We start from the raw sequence: 15,906 nt of genomic DNA, 5'->3' as shown, positions 1-15,906 counted from the left end.
TGCGAGATGCGAGATGCGAGATGCGAGATGCGAGATGCGAGATGCGAGATGCGCGAGATAGGTTTTGCTAAAGGGCGATGTTCAGGCGATAAAAAACGGAGCATTAAGCTCCGCTTCTTATTGTATTCGCTAATTAATAATTAACGAGCACGGAAGACGATGCGGCCTTTAGAAAGGTCGTATGGAGTCATCTCAACAGTTACTTTATCACCAGTAAGAATACGGATGTAGTTCTTACGCATTTTACCAGAGATGTGTGCTGTCACTACGTGACCGTTTTCAAGCTCAACACGGAACATTGTGTTTGGTAGAGTATCAAGGACAGTGCCTTGCATCTCGATTACGTCTTCTTTAGCCATCTAATCCTCTTTCGAAATTTGGCGGTTTTCAACGGCTTGATTGTGCCGTTAAAATCAAAATATGTAAAGTTGTCGCGTATTCTACCCTTGCCACCGCTGATTTACTAGCCTTTGATGACGTTGAAATCGTACTTTATAGTTCATCGCAGGGCATTCATCGATTTGATAACCCAAATATAACCATTGTTTTTGTTCTTTCTGGGCATGTTGGATCTGAAATAGAACGCCAAGTGTTCCCATCGAAATGTCTATATCAGGATCGAAGAAGGTATAAAACGCGCTCGTACAGTGAGCCATGATGTCGGTTACGGCGATACCAACCAACTTGTTCTCGTCATAGATGTGCATGAACTTTGTAGTAAGCCACTCATTTTTAGAGAATTGTAGAAATTCTTCTTTTTTGGGTGGGTACATGGTTCCCGAACGGTGACGAGCGGTGATATAGCGACTGTATAAGTCAAACCAGTTGTCATCCATCTCATCTTTCAGTTCCCAACGCAGTGATTTTCCTTTGTTCAGGATCCGTCGTTGGCTTTTGGAAAGCTTTACCTCAGGAATTGAAAGACGAATTGCTTGGCATGCTGAGCAATTATCACAATGTGGCTTATAAATGGTTGAACCACTGCGGCGAAAACCGTTCGCAAGCAGAACTTCATAGTTATCTGAGGTGTGCATGTGTTCATCAAGCGTGACCGCTACTCTTTCTTCTAGGTGAGGTAAGTAGCTGCAAGCGTGGTTGTCTGTTAATCCAATTCTGATTTGTTGTAAATCTGGATTCATTAAGGCATTTCCTTTAGCCATTGGGTTTGAAAGCATGCATCGTCAACGGAGAACTCTTTGAGCAATTGCAGAGAACCTAGGAATTCATCCCTATTAACCTCGATAGCGCCTAAGGATTCCAAGTGAGGGTTCATAACTTGGCAATCGATGAGCTTGCCACCGAATCGGGTAAAGTGTTTACAAAAGTACCATAGCGCAATTTTAGAGGCATTGGTCTTCAAGCTAAACATCGATTCACCGCAAAAGACTTGGCCTCTTTGTAGGCCATAAAGCCCGCCGATCAGTTCATCGTCTTGCCAAACCTCAACCGAGTGGCAGAAACCTAATGAAGCGAGCTTGCGATAGGCTAACTGCATGTCGCTGTTTAACCAAGTTTCTTCTTCGGGTCTTAGTGAAGAGCAATAACCAATTACTCTGTCCGTCGCTTGGTTGATGCTGACACGATAATTGTGTTTTCTTTGAAACTTTTTAAGACTTTTTGACGGTTCGAATGTCTTAGGATTAAATACCGCTCGCGGTGCAGGGCTCCACCAAAGTATAGGCTCACCTGGGCCATACCATGGAAATATCCCTTGGCTATAAGCGTTTAAAATTCGCATTGGTGATAAATCACCACCGAAGGCGAGCAGACCGTTGGGTTCATCAAGCGCGTCGAAGGGCGAAGGAAACTCTATACTAGTAGTATCAAGTTCGGTTAGGTATATAGTCATAAGTACCGCATTACAGATTAATCACTGACCAAGAGGTCTTTAGGAGTTTTACCATGAAGAAGTTGCTTTGGATTTTACTTGTTTTGCCTATGTTGGCAAATGCAGCTTACAACAGAAACGAAGCTCGACCAGTGAACGAAGTAGTTTATGGTGAGATCGATACGGTTAGATACATCACTCAACAAGAGATCGTTGAATCGAAAGCGAATGGTTGGGAAACCTTATTAGGTGCGGCGATTGGTGGCTTGATTGGTAATCAGTTTGGCGGCGGCACCGGTAAAGAAGTGGCGACAGCTGTCGGTGCAGTAGCAGGTGCGGGTATTGCTCGTAACCGAGGTAACACACAGTATAAAGTTGAGTACAAACTGGTCGAGTTACTGGTCAAAACCAAAGACGACAAGTTGGTCAACATCATCCAAGATGTCGATAACTCGATGTTGTTCAACCGAGGCGATGATGTACGAATTCTCTATTTTTCAGATGGCGTTCGAGTTGATCTCGCGTACTAGTATGTAAATACGATCGATTGGCTAATTAATCATCGGTTTGAGCGGGATTAGCTCTGGAGTTCGTTGGAAAAGTTCGTTAGTCTGCAAGTACGAAGAATTATTCATCACCCGAAAATAAATACGCGCCAGTGACTTCGGGTGGTACAAGGACTATAAGATTTAATGGAAAGCCTTACGTTACAACCAATTCAAAAAGTGAACGGGGAAGTTAACCTACCTGGTTCAAAAAGCGTTTCCAACCGTGCACTTCTTTTGGCTGCACTTTCTACGGGAACCACTCGCCTAACAAACTTACTAGACAGTGATGATATTCGTCATATGTTGAATGCATTGACGCAGCTAGGTGTTGATTACCAGTTGTCTGCAGACAAAACCGTTTGTGAAGTGACAGGTGTTGGTGGTGCATTCTCAAGTGATAAAGCTCTAGAGCTTTTCTTAGGTAACGCGGGTACGGCGATGCGTCCGCTGGCGGCTGCACTATGTTTAGGTCGCGGTGAATACGTTCTGACTGGTGAGCCGCGCATGAAAGAGCGCCCAATTGGCCACTTAGTAACGGCACTGAGAGAAGCCGGTGCCGACGTTGAATACTTAGAGAACGAAAACTATCCACCATTGAAGATCACAGGTACAGGCCTGAAGAGTGGTACGGTTTCAATCGATGGTTCTATCTCTAGCCAGTTTTTGACGGCATTTTTGATGGCTGCACCTCTGGCGGAAGGCGAAGTGACCATCAAAATTGACGGTGAATTAGTTTCTAAACCTTACATCGATATCACGCTACACATTATGAAACAATTTGGTGTGGACGTGATCAATAATGACTACCAAGAGTTCGTGATTCCTACAGGGCAATCTTACACAGCTCCGGGCGACTTCTTAGTAGAAGGTGATGCATCATCTGCGTCATATTTCCTTGCAGCTGCTGCTATCAAAGGTGGTGAGATTAAGGTCACTGGTATTGGTAAAAACAGTATCCAGGGTGATATCCAATTCGCTGATGCGCTTGAGAAAATGGGTGCGGAAATCGAATGGGGTGACGACTATGTTATTTCTCGTTGTGGCGAGCTGAAAGGCATTGATATGGACTATAACCATATTCCAGATGCTGCGATGACTATTGCGACAACAGCATTGTTTGCGAAAGGCACAACGGCAATCCGTAATGTCTACAACTGGCGTGTGAAAGAGACAGATCGCTTGGCGGCAATGGCAACAGAGCTACGTAAAGTCGGAGCCGAGGTTGAAGAGGGTGAAGATTACATCATTGTTAACCCTGTGGCTGAACTGACTCACGCGGCGATTGATACTTACGATGATCACCGTATGGCTATGTGTTTCTCGCTGGTTGCTTTGAGCGATACGCCTGTGACGATTAATGATCCAGGTTGTACGTCAAAGACATTCCCTGATTACTTCGATAAGTTGAAAATGCTGAGCCAGTAAAGGTTCAGGAACTAAAAAAGCTTGCCTAAATGGCAAGCTTTTTAATTATTGCTGAATTGTAAATTCTTTCGAAAGGTGGTGCGCTAAGTATTTAAACATGTTAAATACCGCGGTTGTATTCTCGGTCGGCATTCCATTGCTATCTAAGAAGTATTCACCTTTGAAGACGAGTACATCGTCTTTTTCTACTACGCTGTTTGCGCGCATGCCTTCAATGTAGTCATCATGTGATTGGATAATTTGGTTTGCGATAAGCAGTAAATCAAATTCTGCTATTACTTTCTTTGTCATGAGTTTATCTCTGATAACTGAATATAACGTTGAGTTTATGGTGTCGAACTAGAAATTCAATGATTTCACAACCGATTAAGAGAGTCTTTTCAAACATCCACAATTTATTTTGTGATTTACGGCAAAAATAATTGAATGGGGCTCGCGTTAGATTCGCGGACAAGCTTAGTATGAGCCCGTTTAGACGTAATGCCTGATGAATAGGCTCTTGCAAGTATTCTTAGTGAGTACTTTATAGCTTCTTTATATTGTGACCCTTTTATCTGTGAGTCGTCGAATTGTCGAGCGATCAGATCCAATTTTGAAAAAAGCGGTTGATCTTCTAGTAATCTCGCACAATAGTAAAAAAAGAAGCAATGAATTTAGAATATCATGCGTAAAAGCCCACAAGCTAAATTGTTGGTGCTGAAGCATCGTGATTAAGGACGTTAGAGTCAATATGGGTAAATCGCTCGTTATAGTGGAGTCGCCAGCCAAGGCTAAAACTATCAATAAATATCTTGGCAAAGACTTTGTCGTAAAGTCGAGTGTAGGTCACGTTCGTGATTTACCAACGGCGGGTCAAAGTACTGGTCAAAAGGCTGCTGCAGTTTCAACCAAGGGTATGAGCCCAGAAGATAAAGCTCGTATCAAAAAAGAAAAAGATCGCAAAGCTCTTATCAAAAAGATGGGTATTAACCCGTATAAAGAGTGGGAAGCGAACTACCAAATTCTACCTGGTAAAGAAAAAGTCGTTGCTGAATTGCAAAAACTTGCTGAGAACGCAGACCATGTTTATCTCGCAACCGATTTGGACCGCGAAGGAGAAGCTATCGCATGGCACCTTCGTGAGATCATCGGCGGCGATGAAACGCGATACAAGCGAGTGGTTTTTAACGAAATCACCAAGAATGCTATTCAACAAGCTTTCGAAACACCAGGCGAGCTAAACATCGATGGCGTAAACGCTCAACAAGCACGACGTTTTATGGACCGTGTTGTTGGCTTTATGGTGTCACCTCTGCTTTGGAAAAAAGTAGCACGAGGCCTATCCGCTGGCCGTGTTCAATCAGTAGCGGTAAAACTACTGGTAGAGCGTGAGCGCGAGATCAACGCCTTTATCCCTGAAGAGTTCTGGGATGTGCATGCTGATACTAAAACAGCAGAGAAAACCGATTTTAGACTGCAAGTAGCGCAGAAAGACGGTGTTGCGTTTAAACCTGAAAATGAAGCGCAAACACAAGCTGCTGTTAGCGTTTTAGAAAAAGCGCAATACGAAGTATGTAAACGTGAAGACCGCCCAACCAAGAGTAAGCCGTCTGCACCTTACATCACGTCGACGCTGCAACAAGCTGCGAGTACCCGTCTTGGTTATGGCGTAAAGAAAACCATGATGCTGGCTCAACGCTTGTATGAAGCGGGTTACATTACTTATATGCGTACTGACTCTACTAACTTGAGTTCAGAAGCTGTAGAAGCCGCTCGTGAATACATTGGTTCTGAGTACGGCGCGCAATATCTTCCACCTAAAGCACTTGTATACGGCAGCAAAGAGGGCGCTCAAGAGGCCCACGAAGCGATTCGTCCTTCAAGTGTAGATGTTAAGTCGGAAGACCTAAACGGCGTAGACGCAGACGCACACAAGCTTTACTCGCTAATTTGGAATCAATTCGTAGCGTGTCAAATGACGCCAGCTCAATACGATTCAACGACAGTAAGCGTTAAAGCAGATGAGTACACGTTAAAAGCGAAAGGTCGTATCCTTAAATTTGATGGTTGGACTCGTGTTCAGCGTCCAATGGGTAAGAACGAAGATACGATCCTTCCAGCAGTTCAGATCGGCGATAAGCTTGACCTGATCGCGCTAGACCCTAAACAGCACTTCACTAAGCCACCGGCTCGTTTCACTGAAGCGGCGCTAGTTAAAGAGCTTGAGAAGCGTGGTATTGGTCGTCCTTCAACATACGCATCAATCATCTCGACGATTCAAGACCGCGGTTATGTAAAAGTTGAACAGCGTCGTTTCTATGCTGAGAAGATGGGTGAAATTGTTACTGACCGTCTAGATGGTAGCTTTAACGACCTAATGAACTACGACTTCACTGCTCGTATGGAGCAGAAGTTGGACCAAATCGCAGAAGGCGAAGCAAGCTGGAAAGGCGTGCTAGATAACTTCTTCGAAGACTTTACTGGCGATTTGGAAAAAGCTGATTTAGACGAAGACGCTGGTGGCATGAAGCCAAATCATATCGTGGAAACTGATATTGAGTGTCCGACTTGTAGCCGTAAAATGGGTATTCGTACGGCTTCGACAGGCGTATTCCTTGGTTGTTCTGGCTATGCACTTCCACCAAAAGAGCGTTGTAAGACAACAATCAACCTTGGTGATGAAGAAGGCATTATCAACGTGCTTGAAGAAGACGTTGAAACAGCAGCACTTCGAGCTAAAAAGCGTTGTCCTATTTGTGAAACGGCAATGGATGCTTATCTAATCGATGATAAGCGTAAGATGCACGTATGTGGTAATAACCCGAACTGTGAAGGTTATGTGGTTGAGCACGGCGAATTTAAAGTGAAAGGCTACGATGGTCCACTTGTTGAGTGTGACAAGTGTGGTTCTGACATGGTTCTGAAGAACGGTCGTTTTGGTAAATACATGGACTGTACGAGTGAAGACTGTAAGAACACTCGTAAGATTCTGAAAAATGGCGAAGTTGCGCCACCGAAAGAAGACCCGGTACATTTCCCTGAACTTCCGTGTGAAAATTCAGACGCGTACTTTGTTCTTCGTGACGGTGCTTCTGGTCTATTTATGGCTGCGAGCAACTTCCCTAAATCACGTGAAACGCGTGCACCGTTAGTGGAAGAGCTGGTTCGCTTTAAAGACCGTATCTCACCTAAGTTTCAATACCTAGCATCAGCACCAGTTGCTGACCCTGATGGTAAGCCGACAGTGGTTCGTTTTAGTCGTAAGACCAAAGAAAACTACGTTCGTACTGAAGTAGATGGAAAACCGTCCGGTTGGACTGCGTTGTACATCGACGGTAAGTGGGAAGTTACGGATAAGCGCAAAAAACCTAAAGAGAAGTAACTGAACGTTATTGATGAAAAAGCAGCCTAATGGCTGCTTTTTTTGATCTCAATATGACTAAATATGCAACGTGTTGATTTGGTGTTTCGTCGACGAGAACTTATTAAATTCACGCTGTAAAATAAATAAAGGTAATTAATCACATCTTCTTATGTAACTTTAACGAGAATGTAACTTAATTAAAATATTGTAACTCACAGATCAGTGTTTAGTTGTATACCTGATGTGTGTCGGGTGTTAATGTAATGTTTCGCCCGCACGGTGTAATGTGAGCTGCTTTAAGTCTTAGGAAAGCAATCAGCTTACGTACCACAGAATGGCGTATTAAAAATTGAATTCGGCCGAAAAGTCGATAACGTATATAAAACCAAGTGCAAAGAATAGTGCACACATAACAACGTTTGGCTTAGGATATTGTCACTGTATGTGAATGGATATTCGCTAAATACCGAAATAAGTGTTGGTGCTCATCCCCCAGAGGAAGATACCTCTACGAGTACTAACATCGACAAGCTATAGATATATGGAGAATAAAATGGCTGGTGTATTGGGAATGATTCTTGCTGGTGGTGAAGGCTCACGCTTAAGACCTTTAACTGAATCTCGCAGCAAACCCTCGGTTCCTTTCGGTGGTAGTTACCGCTTAATTGATTTCGCTCTGAACAACTTCGTTAATGCTGATCTGATGAAGATCTACGTATTGACACAATTTAAGTCACAATCACTGTTCCACCATATGAAAAAAGGTTGGAATATCAGTGGTATAACAGACCGTTTTATCGACCCAATTCCTGCGCAAATGCGTAAAGGAAAGCGTTGGTATGAAGGCACAGCAGATGCTATCTACCAAAACATGGGCTTTATGGAGCTGGAAGAACCAGATCAAGTTTGTATTTTTGGTTCAGACCATATCTATAAAATGGACATCAAACAGATGCTTGATTTCCATAAAGAAAAGAAAGCAGCGCTAACAGTATCAGCATTGCGCATGCCGCTTGCTGAAGCATCAGAATTCGGTGTTATCGAGGTTGATGCTGATGGCCGTATGATTGGCTTTGAAGAGAAACCTGCAAATCCGAAGTCGATTCCGGGCGACCCAGAATCAGCGCTCGTTTCAATGGGCAACTACGTGTTCGAAGCGAAAGAGCTTTTTGCTGAACTAACGGAAGATGCTGATAGAGAAGGTTCGACACACGATTTCGGTAAAGACATTATTCCAAACATGTTCCCACGTGGTGATGTGTTTGTTTATGATTTCAGCACCAACCGTATTACTGGTGAGAAAGAAGAAGTTTACTGGCGCGATGTAGGTACGATTGACGCGTACTGGCAAGCGCATATGGACCTTCTTAAGAAAGATGCGCCATTCTCGCTATACAACCGTAAATGGCCTCTACACACTTATTACCCGCCACTGCCACCAGCGACGTTTACTGATTCGGCAAATGGTCGAATTCAGATCATTGATAGCCTTGTGTGTAGTGGTAGTTATGTACGTGGTTCGCGTATTGAAAAGAGTGTATTGGGCTTCCGTAGCAATATTGCATCAGCGTGTGATATTAGTGAGAGTATCTTACTCGGCGATGTGAAAGTGGGTGAGGGTTGTATCCTGCGTCGCGTTATCATTGATAAAGATGCAGACATCGCACCGGGTACACAAATTGGTGTCAATCTGACAGAAGACAAAAAGCATTACCACGTCTCTGACGATGGTGTGGTAGTGATTTCTAAAGGAGCACGAGTTGGTTACTAAGACTCTCTCGGTACTTTTTGTAGCGTCTGAAGTTGAAGGCTTGATTAAAAGTGGTGGCTTGGCTGATGTAGCCAAGGCACTACCGAAAGCGTTGCAAACACTCGAACAGGACGTTCGAGTGACTATCCCCGCATATAGAAATATTCCAAACATTGATTCAGCAGAAGTTATTTTATCGACTGAACTCGATCATTGGCCTCATACGGCTTACCAAGTTAAAAAACTGAGCGTAGAAGGCGTTCCAGTTTTTGGTATTGAATGTGCCAAATATTTCGACCGTCAAGAAATGTACGCAGAAAACAATCAAGCTTATGCTGATAACGGAGAGCGCTTCTCGTTCTTCAGTGCAGCCTGTCTTGATATGCTTCCTAAGCTTGGTTTTCAACCGGATATCATTCATGCAAACGACTGGCATACTGGTTTTGTACCTTTCTTGCTTAAATCGCGTTATCAACAACACGATTTCTTTGAAAATACGCGCAGTGTTATCTCGATTCACAATGCGGTTTTCAAAGGTGTGTTTGCATACGACGAACTGCAATTCCTACCTGAGATGCACAGCTACAATGTGCCGGAAGCTTCAGTAAGTGACACTCATGTCACTATGTTAAGAGCTGGCGTGATGTGCGCAGATAAGGTGAACGCAGTAAGTCCTACCTATGCAGAAGAGTTGAAAACGGAGTTAGGTAGCCATGGTATGGCAGCAGAATTCCAACACAGATCTGCGGATCTTTTCGGCATTTTGAATGGTTGTGATTACGGTGCTTGGAACCCGGAAACAGACGCTTTCCTTCCTCGTAAATACAAAGCGACCAAGCATAGTATGGCTCGCGGAAAATCAGCTTGTAAGCAAAAGCTGCAACAAGACGTGGGTTTACCCGTTGCCGATTGCGCGGTTTATGGCATGGTTTGTCGCCTGACGAATCAGAAAGGTGTTCATTACTTACTGCCTATCATCGAACAGTTTTTGAAAAATGACCTTCAGATCGTGATTGTCGGTACTGGCGATCCGGTTTTGGCGAGTCAATTGAAAGAGCTATCAGCACTTCACTCAGATAAGTTCTCGTTCGTAGAAGCGTACAATAATGAACTTGCGCATTTGGTTGAAGCGGGCTCTGATTTCTTCTTGATGCCTTCTGAATTTGAACCGTGTGGTTTAAACCAAATCTACAGCATGGCTTACGGTACTTTGCCGATTGTTCGTTCTGTGGGAGGTTTAAAAGACAGCGTGAATGATTACGATGAGGATCCTGAAGTCGCGACTGGGTTTGCTTTTGAAGAGCCAACACCGCAAGCGCTATTAGCTGTGTTACATCGTTCATTATTGCTTTATGCACAAAACCCATCTGAAATTAAGCGTGTCCAGCTTTATGCGATGCAGCAAGATTTTAGTTGGGAAGATGCGGCTAAAGAATACCTCACTATGTACCATTCAGCACTTTAACTTGTTGACTTAGCATTAAAATTAGCTGGCGGACAACAACAGCTCGCAATAAATGAAGGCGCTCTAATCGTAGAGTGCCTTTTTGTTTCCTGGTCAGAGCACATCACGTTTACGAAGACAAAGCTTGCAAACTCATTTTAGTCAGGTAGAAAAGGTGGGGTAGGTATTCACATGACTAATGATAGGTTTGACACTATTATCACTTAAAGTTCTTAATAGCGTGATATCCTTAGTCACCGCCTCGTGATGAGGCACAGCTCCATTCCAATAATTAAAGCGATAGGTATGTCTGAGAGTTTACTATTTCATAAAACATTTACTCACCCTACGAGCGATGAGTGGGTTGTATTTGTGCATGGCGCAGGAGGTAGTTCCTCCATCTGGTTCAAGCAGATCAAAGCGTATAAACAGCACTTCAACTTACTTCTCATTGATCTGAGAGGGCATGGTAAATCAGACAATATACTTAAAGGGCTGATTTCGAATCGTTATACGTTTAAATCGGTGACGCTTGATATTCTTAAAGTGTTAGACCATCTTAAAATCCGTTCTGCACATTTCGTCGGCATGTCTTTGGGTACGATTATTGTGCGTAACGTTGCAGAATTAGCGGCCGGTCGTGTACGCTCAATGGTGCTGGGTGGTGCCGTGACTAAACTCAACACTCGTTCTCAAGTCTTAATCAAGCTGGGTAACCTCAGCAAGCACATCATTCCTTATATGTGGTTATACAGCCTTTTTGCTTACGTTGTTATGCCACAAAAAAGCCAGAAAGAGTCTCGTCACCTGTTTATCCGTGAAGCGAAAAAACTGTGTCAAAAAGAGTTTAAACGATGGTTTATATTAACGGCTGATGTAAACCCATTGATGAAATATTTCAAAGACAGAGAGTTGCCGATTCCGACTTTGTATTTGATGGGTGAGCGAGATTACATGTTCATCAAACCAGTTAAAGAAATGGTCGCAGCGCATGAGTCGAGCGAGCTAGTAGAGATTCCGAATTGTGGGCACGTATGTAACGTGGAAAACCCTGAAGAGTTTAATCAGCGTTCGATTGCGTTTATTCAAAAACAAATCCAGTGATTTTCTAGGCGCGAAATCAAAGATAATGATTGAATCGAATTGAAATAAAAACGGGAAGCTAATTTTAGCTTCCCGTTTTTATTTGGAGGAGGTATCGGCCTAATTGTCTTATAAGGTCACTGAAACTCTGCTATTCGGGTGAAGCAGCACCGCACTGCCAACAAGAGCCGAATTGCGCTTCGTTGACTTCATGACACTCACCACAACGCCACTCTTCATAGATGATAGAATCTTGCTGTTTTTGGTAGTCATTGACGATTGTGCGAGCTTTACTGGCCAATTCTGGCTCATATAACCACACGTAAGGGTCAGTTTCTTCCGTAAATGGGATTTCCCCTTTCAATCCGAATAACCCTTCACCACGGACTTCACAGGCAATATTCTCGCTTTCTAACAATCCACAGATGATATGAGCTTCTGTCGGATTCGATGCACTGAAGATTTTCATTGAAATAGAACCTTATTCGGCTATCTGTGTTGTTTGGCTATTATAAATTATTCAGCTACGGGTGCTGAGCGAAACTTACCCATCAACCATTTAGCAACTATTGGGAATATCCCCAATAACGCAAATGACAATAGTACTGAAGGGGAGACGATGCCTGAAAGTGAATCAATTTCTGCGAGCTGAGTACCAGCATTCAAGAAAACCGCCGTCCCCGGTAACATCCCGATCTGACTTGTAATGTAATAACGACTCACTGACATCGGTGTTAGACCCATCAATAGGTTGATAAGGAAAAATGGGAATACAGGAATCAGACGCAGAGAAAATAAGTAAAATGCGCCGTCTTTTTCAACTCCCTTGTTAATTGTCGCCAATTTGTCACCAAACTTGGTTTGAATCCAGTCACGCAACAAGTAACGGCTACTTAAGAAGGCTAAGGTCGCACCGATCGCACTTGCGAAAGATACTAGCAGCAAGCTATTCCAGAAGCCAAATAGCGCAGCCCCTAATAGGGTCACAACAGCGGCTCCGGGAATGGAGAAAGCTGTAATCATTACATACGCGACAAAATAGATAGCGGCAGCAGCAATAAAGTTGCTGTCAATATAGTCATTTAACACAGCTTGTTGGGCCTTAGCATTTTCAAGCGTTAAGTACTGGCCGAAATTGATGCCTAACACCACGATGGTTACGACCAACACAATACCCAATATCATTTTCTTACTCATTGATACTTCCTCTAAATTTTCAATGCATACCGATAGTATAGATAGACAGGCAAAGCATAGATTAACTTTCATCAGATATAAAAAAAGCCGCAGTAAATGCGGCTTAGTTATGTATATAGATTGCACTGACAATGTTAATTGACCCGATTGATAAGCTCTTCGCGACGCTGCTGCGGTATAACAGACCAATGTGTACCATTGATCGCGCCTTCTAGCGCCCAAAGTAGTTCAATACTGACAGAAGACGCATGCGATTCTTTGATGGCGTTAAATGCGTTTACAGAGCCAGATTCATATAAACGTTCTACAGAATCGATCCCTGCCTTTTTCAACATACGCTCGGTAGCGAGTCGAAGATTAGGCAGATCTTTGAGTCGGGTCGGCTTAGCAGAAGACTGCTCAGCTTTTTCTTCTTTAGCAAAACCTAGAGACGTGGTTGCAAGTTGCAAGATTTTTTCTTGGTCTTGCCATAAGCCTTCAGGTAAAGCGAAATATTTAGTAACGACAGGGAAACCACGTTTTTTGTAGACGTATGGTTGAAACCCTTGTTGTTCGAATTGTTTCGTTGTGCCTCTGTCTGCGCGTATGTGCAACTGGTCATTTACAACCAGAGCAAACATAGTGTCATCAGCAAAAAGACCGAAGCCACCAAACATTGAGCGTGATTTTATTTTTCCTAGGGACTCAAATAACTTCATCGAGTCCTTTAGTATCGGTTTATCCATGTTATTTATCTCGGTGTATTTGAACTACGCCACCAAATAAGCAGGTCCGAGAGATTAGCAAAATGTTGCAATTACATTGTCAATAAGCCGTAAATTACTAAATTATTAGTAGTTACTGCATTTTGCCATCGGTAACCCCGCTACCATACCAACGAGTGGTTTAGGCCGGAAGCTTTGCGTCTCACTCTTTCGAGTGGTTTGCCCTGTGCGTGACTGATTGAATAGAATAAAGTTTTTGTTGAATGAAGCTCACAGTTGATATTTCAAAATGTGACATTGCTTCAATTAATGATCTTTCCATTGTGCATATAGGTTCATTATAGTTGTTGATAAAAAAAGCGCACCTAAAGGTGCGCTTGATGACATTAAACTTGAATTATCAATTAATTTAACGTTTTAACTGTACTTCGCTCAACAATTTCAGGGTGCATTTCGAAGACGCGTTTTTCGTGGTCTTTGTCTTTGATGCGCTCTAATAGAATTTCGAATGCATTCTTACCAACACGACGTTTTGGTTGGTGAACTGTCGTTAACGGTGGAGAGAAGTATTCAGCCAGTTCGATGTTGTCGTAACCGATCACTGAGATATCTTCAGGAATGCGAATGCCTTTTTCTTGCAGGCGGCTCATTAGGCCGAGTGCCATTGTATCGTTAAAGCAGAATACCGCCGTTGGGCGATCTTCCATCTCAACGATTTGTTCTGCAGCAAGTACTGCTGTATCACACTCGAAGTTGCCTTCGATGATCATATTTTCATCGGCAGAAATCTTAGCTTCGTTGAGTGCGCGCTTGTAACCGGCAATACGTTCAACACATGCTGCTTTGTCTAAGTGGCCACTTAAACATGCAATCTTAGAGTGACCGCGTTCAATAAGGTATTTGGTCGCTAGGTAGCCACCTTCTTCAGAGTTATCGATGATCTTATCAGCCTGAGAGCTCTCAGGGCCCCAGTCCATGATAACTTTAGGGATGTCAGCGTGACGGTCTAACATCTCTCTTAGTTCTTCAGTTAGGTCAGAACACATAACTAAGATGCCATCTACACGTTTCTCTGCAAGCATTCGAATGTAGTCACGTTGCTTCTCATAGATACCGCCCGTATTACACAGGATCAAAGTGTAACCTTGACGGTAGCAGTAGCTCTCAACACCATCGATAACTTCAGAGAAGAATAAGTTAGTTGATTGAGTCACAAGCATGCCGATAGTGCGTGTGGTATTACACTTCAAACTACGAGCAACAGCACTTGGTGCATAGTTGAGTTCATCTACGGCTTTGTTTACTTTTTCTTGAGTTGCTTCTGCAACAAAGCGAGTTTTATTGATTACGTGAGAAACGGTTGTTGTTGATACGCCGGCTAAGCGAGCGACATCTTTTATAGTGGCCATGGTTTTATCCTATTAGAAGCTACTTTCCCCAAGTACGGAATAAAGTAGCCGTTAAGCTACCTAACTAAGAGCTTAAATTTGTAGGGCTCTTTGGGTACTAAAGTGCTAAAAAACAAAAAACCGCTATTGAGCGGCTTGTCTTAACACCGAAATGCTCTGAACTTTAATAAGTATAGCATTTCGTGAATGTTTCATATTTTATCGTTTGCGGTCACAATTTTAGACTGACTAGAAATTACTCGCAATAAAATTCACCCAGAAATCCGGGTGAATTGTCACATTCTACTGAATTTATTTACCTAGTCATCCAATAAGCTATTCACCAGCTAAATATTGAGTGTCTAATTGACAGAATGCGAGTAGCAAAGATGAGACGGAGGCGTAGAAACCGAATTCATCAACGTCATGACATTTCACGTTGAACTTTGGTACCCAAGTCAGCAGTTGTTGTTCGATAAACTGCTGTTGAACGGCAAATGAATTCTCTAGCTCTTCTTCAATATCCGTTTCGTTTGAACGAATGATCAAGTTACCAAGGAAATCGAGTTCGATAGCAATGTGGTCTGCTGGCTCTTTTAGATCTTGGTTCACCACTAAATTGTGCTTAGCCATGATCTCTTCCATATCTTTTGCAGGCTTATCATTCAAAAGGCCAGTTTCACCGATATACATAGAAGCGTAAGGAAGAGCACCGTGTTTATCTGTTTTTAAGAAAAGATCGCAAAAGTCTGCAGACAATTCTAGTTGAGCATCTTCACGTGTTTGTAGGCGGTTAAGCGCATCCACTAGCTTATCAATCGCTGGCTTTAGTGTTTCATTTTCGCCTAAACCAGTCAGGAAAGAACGAATTTCAACAGAGTGGTAGTGATCGAGTTCTTCTTGAGTGAGCTCTTTGGCAAATAAGCTTGATAGCCACCAGTATATTTCTGCTCTTTGCTCGTTGAACGCTTTCGTATCTTTCATTTGTTAGATCCTGACTTAGTCTTGTGATGTTACTTATATGCATCTTGAAGTCACTTGGGCATAAGCACACCAAGGCTGAATAACAAGGTTATTTGCGAAACGCAAAGTTACTCGTTAGTAGTAATGCCTATATTGAATTGCGATGGACGATAAATAGCAAGGTTTAAGATTGTCTTGTATCAAAAAAAATCCATGTTTCTGGCTTTTATCTT

The 15,906-nt window shown here is 42.9% G+C and carries 15 protein-coding genes and 1 riboswitch; of the genes, 6 read left to right on the top strand and 9 right to left on the bottom strand.

Annotated elements, in window-relative coordinates:
* Positions 1-140: 140 nt before the first annotated feature.
* The 3 genes from infA to aat form a co-directional block, all read right to left on the bottom strand.
* Complete coding sequence (infA, locus tag OC193_RS10405) at positions 141-359, bottom strand: translation initiation factor IF-1 (RefSeq protein ID WP_001040192.1); 219 nt, start codon at positions 357-359, stop codon at positions 141-143.
* Between the two features lie 81 nt (positions 360-440).
* Positions 441-1,139: an arginyltransferase gene (locus OC193_RS10400; RefSeq protein WP_048664675.1), complete on the bottom strand. Its 699-nt coding sequence runs from the start codon at positions 1,137-1,139 to the stop codon at positions 441-443.
* A complete protein-coding gene (gene aat, locus OC193_RS10395) occupies positions 1,139-1,849 on the bottom strand; it encodes a leucyl/phenylalanyl-tRNA--protein transferase (RefSeq protein ID WP_048664676.1) in 711 nt (236 codons plus the stop codon). Before aat ends, OC193_RS10400 begins: the two co-directional genes overlap by 1 nt.
* A gap of 53 nt (positions 1,850-1,902) precedes the next feature.
* Here aat and OC193_RS10390 point away from each other — a divergent pair, with 53 nt between their 5' ends.
* A complete protein-coding gene (locus OC193_RS10390) occupies positions 1,903-2,358 on the top strand; it encodes an outer membrane lipoprotein (protein ID WP_048664677.1) in 456 nt (151 codons plus the stop codon).
* Between the two features lie 162 nt (positions 2,359-2,520).
* Positions 2,521-3,801: a 3-phosphoshikimate 1-carboxyvinyltransferase gene (gene aroA / locus OC193_RS10385; RefSeq protein WP_048659670.1), complete on the top strand. Its 1,281-nt coding sequence runs from the start codon at positions 2,521-2,523 to the stop codon at positions 3,799-3,801.
* 45 nt (positions 3,802-3,846) lie between these two features.
* On the opposite strand, the gene OC193_RS10380 is transcribed toward aroA, so the two are convergent.
* The gene (locus OC193_RS10380) at positions 3,847-4,092 is read right to left on the bottom strand and encodes a YciN family protein (protein WP_017062104.1); all 246 of its coding nucleotides are present in this window, start codon (positions 4,090-4,092) and stop codon (positions 3,847-3,849) included.
* 439 nt (positions 4,093-4,531) lie between these two features.
* Here OC193_RS10380 and topA point away from each other — a divergent pair, with 439 nt between their 5' ends.
* From topA to OC193_RS10360, 4 genes are all read left to right on the top strand, one after another.
* The gene (gene topA, locus OC193_RS10375; protein ID WP_017062103.1) at positions 4,532-7,162 is read left to right on the top strand and encodes a type I DNA topoisomerase; all 2,631 of its coding nucleotides are present in this window, start codon (positions 4,532-4,534) and stop codon (positions 7,160-7,162) included.
* A gap of 535 nt (positions 7,163-7,697) precedes the next feature.
* Positions 7,698-8,915, top strand: a complete 1,218-nt coding sequence (glgC, locus tag OC193_RS10370; RefSeq protein ID WP_017062102.1) for a glucose-1-phosphate adenylyltransferase — start codon at positions 7,698-7,700, stop codon at positions 8,913-8,915.
* Positions 8,905-10,359 (top strand): glycogen synthase GlgA, encoded by a 1,455-nt coding sequence (gene glgA / locus OC193_RS10365; protein ID WP_048664678.1) that lies wholly within the window; start codon positions 8,905-8,907, stop codon positions 10,357-10,359. The genes glgC and glgA overlap by 11 nt, the downstream gene beginning before the upstream one ends.
* Before the next feature lie 285 nt (positions 10,360-10,644).
* The gene (locus OC193_RS10360; RefSeq protein ID WP_017062100.1) at positions 10,645-11,442 is read left to right on the top strand and encodes an alpha/beta fold hydrolase; all 798 of its coding nucleotides are present in this window, start codon (positions 10,645-10,647) and stop codon (positions 11,440-11,442) included.
* Between the two features lie 130 nt (positions 11,443-11,572).
* Here OC193_RS10360 and OC193_RS10355 read toward each other — a convergent pair whose 3' ends face one another.
* The 5 genes from OC193_RS10355 to torD form a co-directional block, all read right to left on the bottom strand.
* Positions 11,573-11,890, bottom strand: coding sequence for a putative signal transducing protein (locus OC193_RS10355; protein ID WP_017111051.1), 318 nt, complete (start codon positions 11,888-11,890; stop codon positions 11,573-11,575).
* Positions 11,891-11,937: 47 nt separating this feature from the next.
* Entirely contained in the window at positions 11,938-12,618 is a 681-nt protein-coding gene (locus tag OC193_RS10350) for a TVP38/TMEM64 family protein (protein WP_048664679.1), read from the bottom strand.
* A gap of 134 nt (positions 12,619-12,752) precedes the next feature.
* Positions 12,753-13,343 (bottom strand): TfoX/Sxy family DNA transformation protein, encoded by a 591-nt coding sequence (locus OC193_RS10345; RefSeq protein WP_080967311.1) that lies wholly within the window; start codon positions 13,341-13,343, stop codon positions 12,753-12,755.
* Between the two features lie 127 nt (positions 13,344-13,470).
* Positions 13,471-13,556, bottom strand: a riboswitch (cyclic di-GMP riboswitch).
* Between the two features lie 170 nt (positions 13,557-13,726).
* The gene (purR, locus tag OC193_RS10340) at positions 13,727-14,731 is read right to left on the bottom strand and encodes an HTH-type transcriptional repressor PurR (protein ID WP_017062096.1); all 1,005 of its coding nucleotides are present in this window, start codon (positions 14,729-14,731) and stop codon (positions 13,727-13,729) included.
* 315 nt (positions 14,732-15,046) lie between these two features.
* Complete coding sequence (torD, locus tag OC193_RS10335; protein ID WP_019820999.1) at positions 15,047-15,694, bottom strand: molecular chaperone TorD; 648 nt, start codon at positions 15,692-15,694, stop codon at positions 15,047-15,049.
* Positions 15,695-15,906: the final 212 nt, after the last annotated feature.

The sequence above is a fragment of the Vibrio crassostreae genome, assembly GCF_024347415.1.
GTDB lineage: Bacteria > Pseudomonadota > Gammaproteobacteria > Enterobacterales > Vibrionaceae > Vibrio > Vibrio crassostreae.
Note: the sequence above shows the minus strand (reverse complement) of the source record. Positions and strands in the feature narration are given on the sequence as shown.

Coding starts and splice junctions, on each gene's coding strand:
- infA (WP_001040192.1), bottom strand. CDS start 359: ATGGCTAAAGAAGACGTAATCGAGATGCAAGGCACTGTCCTTGATACT.
- OC193_RS10400 (WP_048664675.1), bottom strand. CDS start 1,139: ATGAATCCAGATTTACAACAAATCAGAATTGGATTAACAGACAACCAC.
- aat (WP_048664676.1), bottom strand. CDS start 1,849: ATGACTATATACCTAACCGAACTTGATACTACTAGTATAGAGTTTCCT.
- OC193_RS10390 (WP_048664677.1), top strand. CDS start 1,903: ATGAAGAAGTTGCTTTGGATTTTACTTGTTTTGCCTATGTTGGCAAAT.
- aroA (WP_048659670.1), top strand. CDS start 2,521: ATGGAAAGCCTTACGTTACAACCAATTCAAAAAGTGAACGGGGAAGTT.
- OC193_RS10380 (WP_017062104.1), bottom strand. CDS start 4,092: ATGACAAAGAAAGTAATAGCAGAATTTGATTTACTGCTTATCGCAAAC.
- topA (WP_017062103.1), top strand. CDS start 4,532: ATGGGTAAATCGCTCGTTATAGTGGAGTCGCCAGCCAAGGCTAAAACT.
- glgC (WP_017062102.1), top strand. CDS start 7,698: ATGGCTGGTGTATTGGGAATGATTCTTGCTGGTGGTGAAGGCTCACGC.
- OC193_RS10360 (WP_017062100.1), top strand. CDS start 10,645: ATGTCTGAGAGTTTACTATTTCATAAAACATTTACTCACCCTACGAGC.
- OC193_RS10355 (WP_017111051.1), bottom strand. CDS start 11,890: ATGAAAATCTTCAGTGCATCGAATCCGACAGAAGCTCATATCATCTGT.
- OC193_RS10350 (WP_048664679.1), bottom strand. CDS start 12,618: ATGAGTAAGAAAATGATATTGGGTATTGTGTTGGTCGTAACCATCGTG.
- OC193_RS10345 (WP_080967311.1), bottom strand. CDS start 13,343: ATGGATAAACCGATACTAAAGGACTCGATGAAGTTATTTGAGTCCCTA.
- purR (WP_017062096.1), bottom strand. CDS start 14,731: ATGGCCACTATAAAAGATGTCGCTCGCTTAGCCGGCGTATCAACAACA.
- torD (WP_019820999.1), bottom strand. CDS start 15,694: ATGAAAGATACGAAAGCGTTCAACGAGCAAAGAGCAGAAATATACTGG.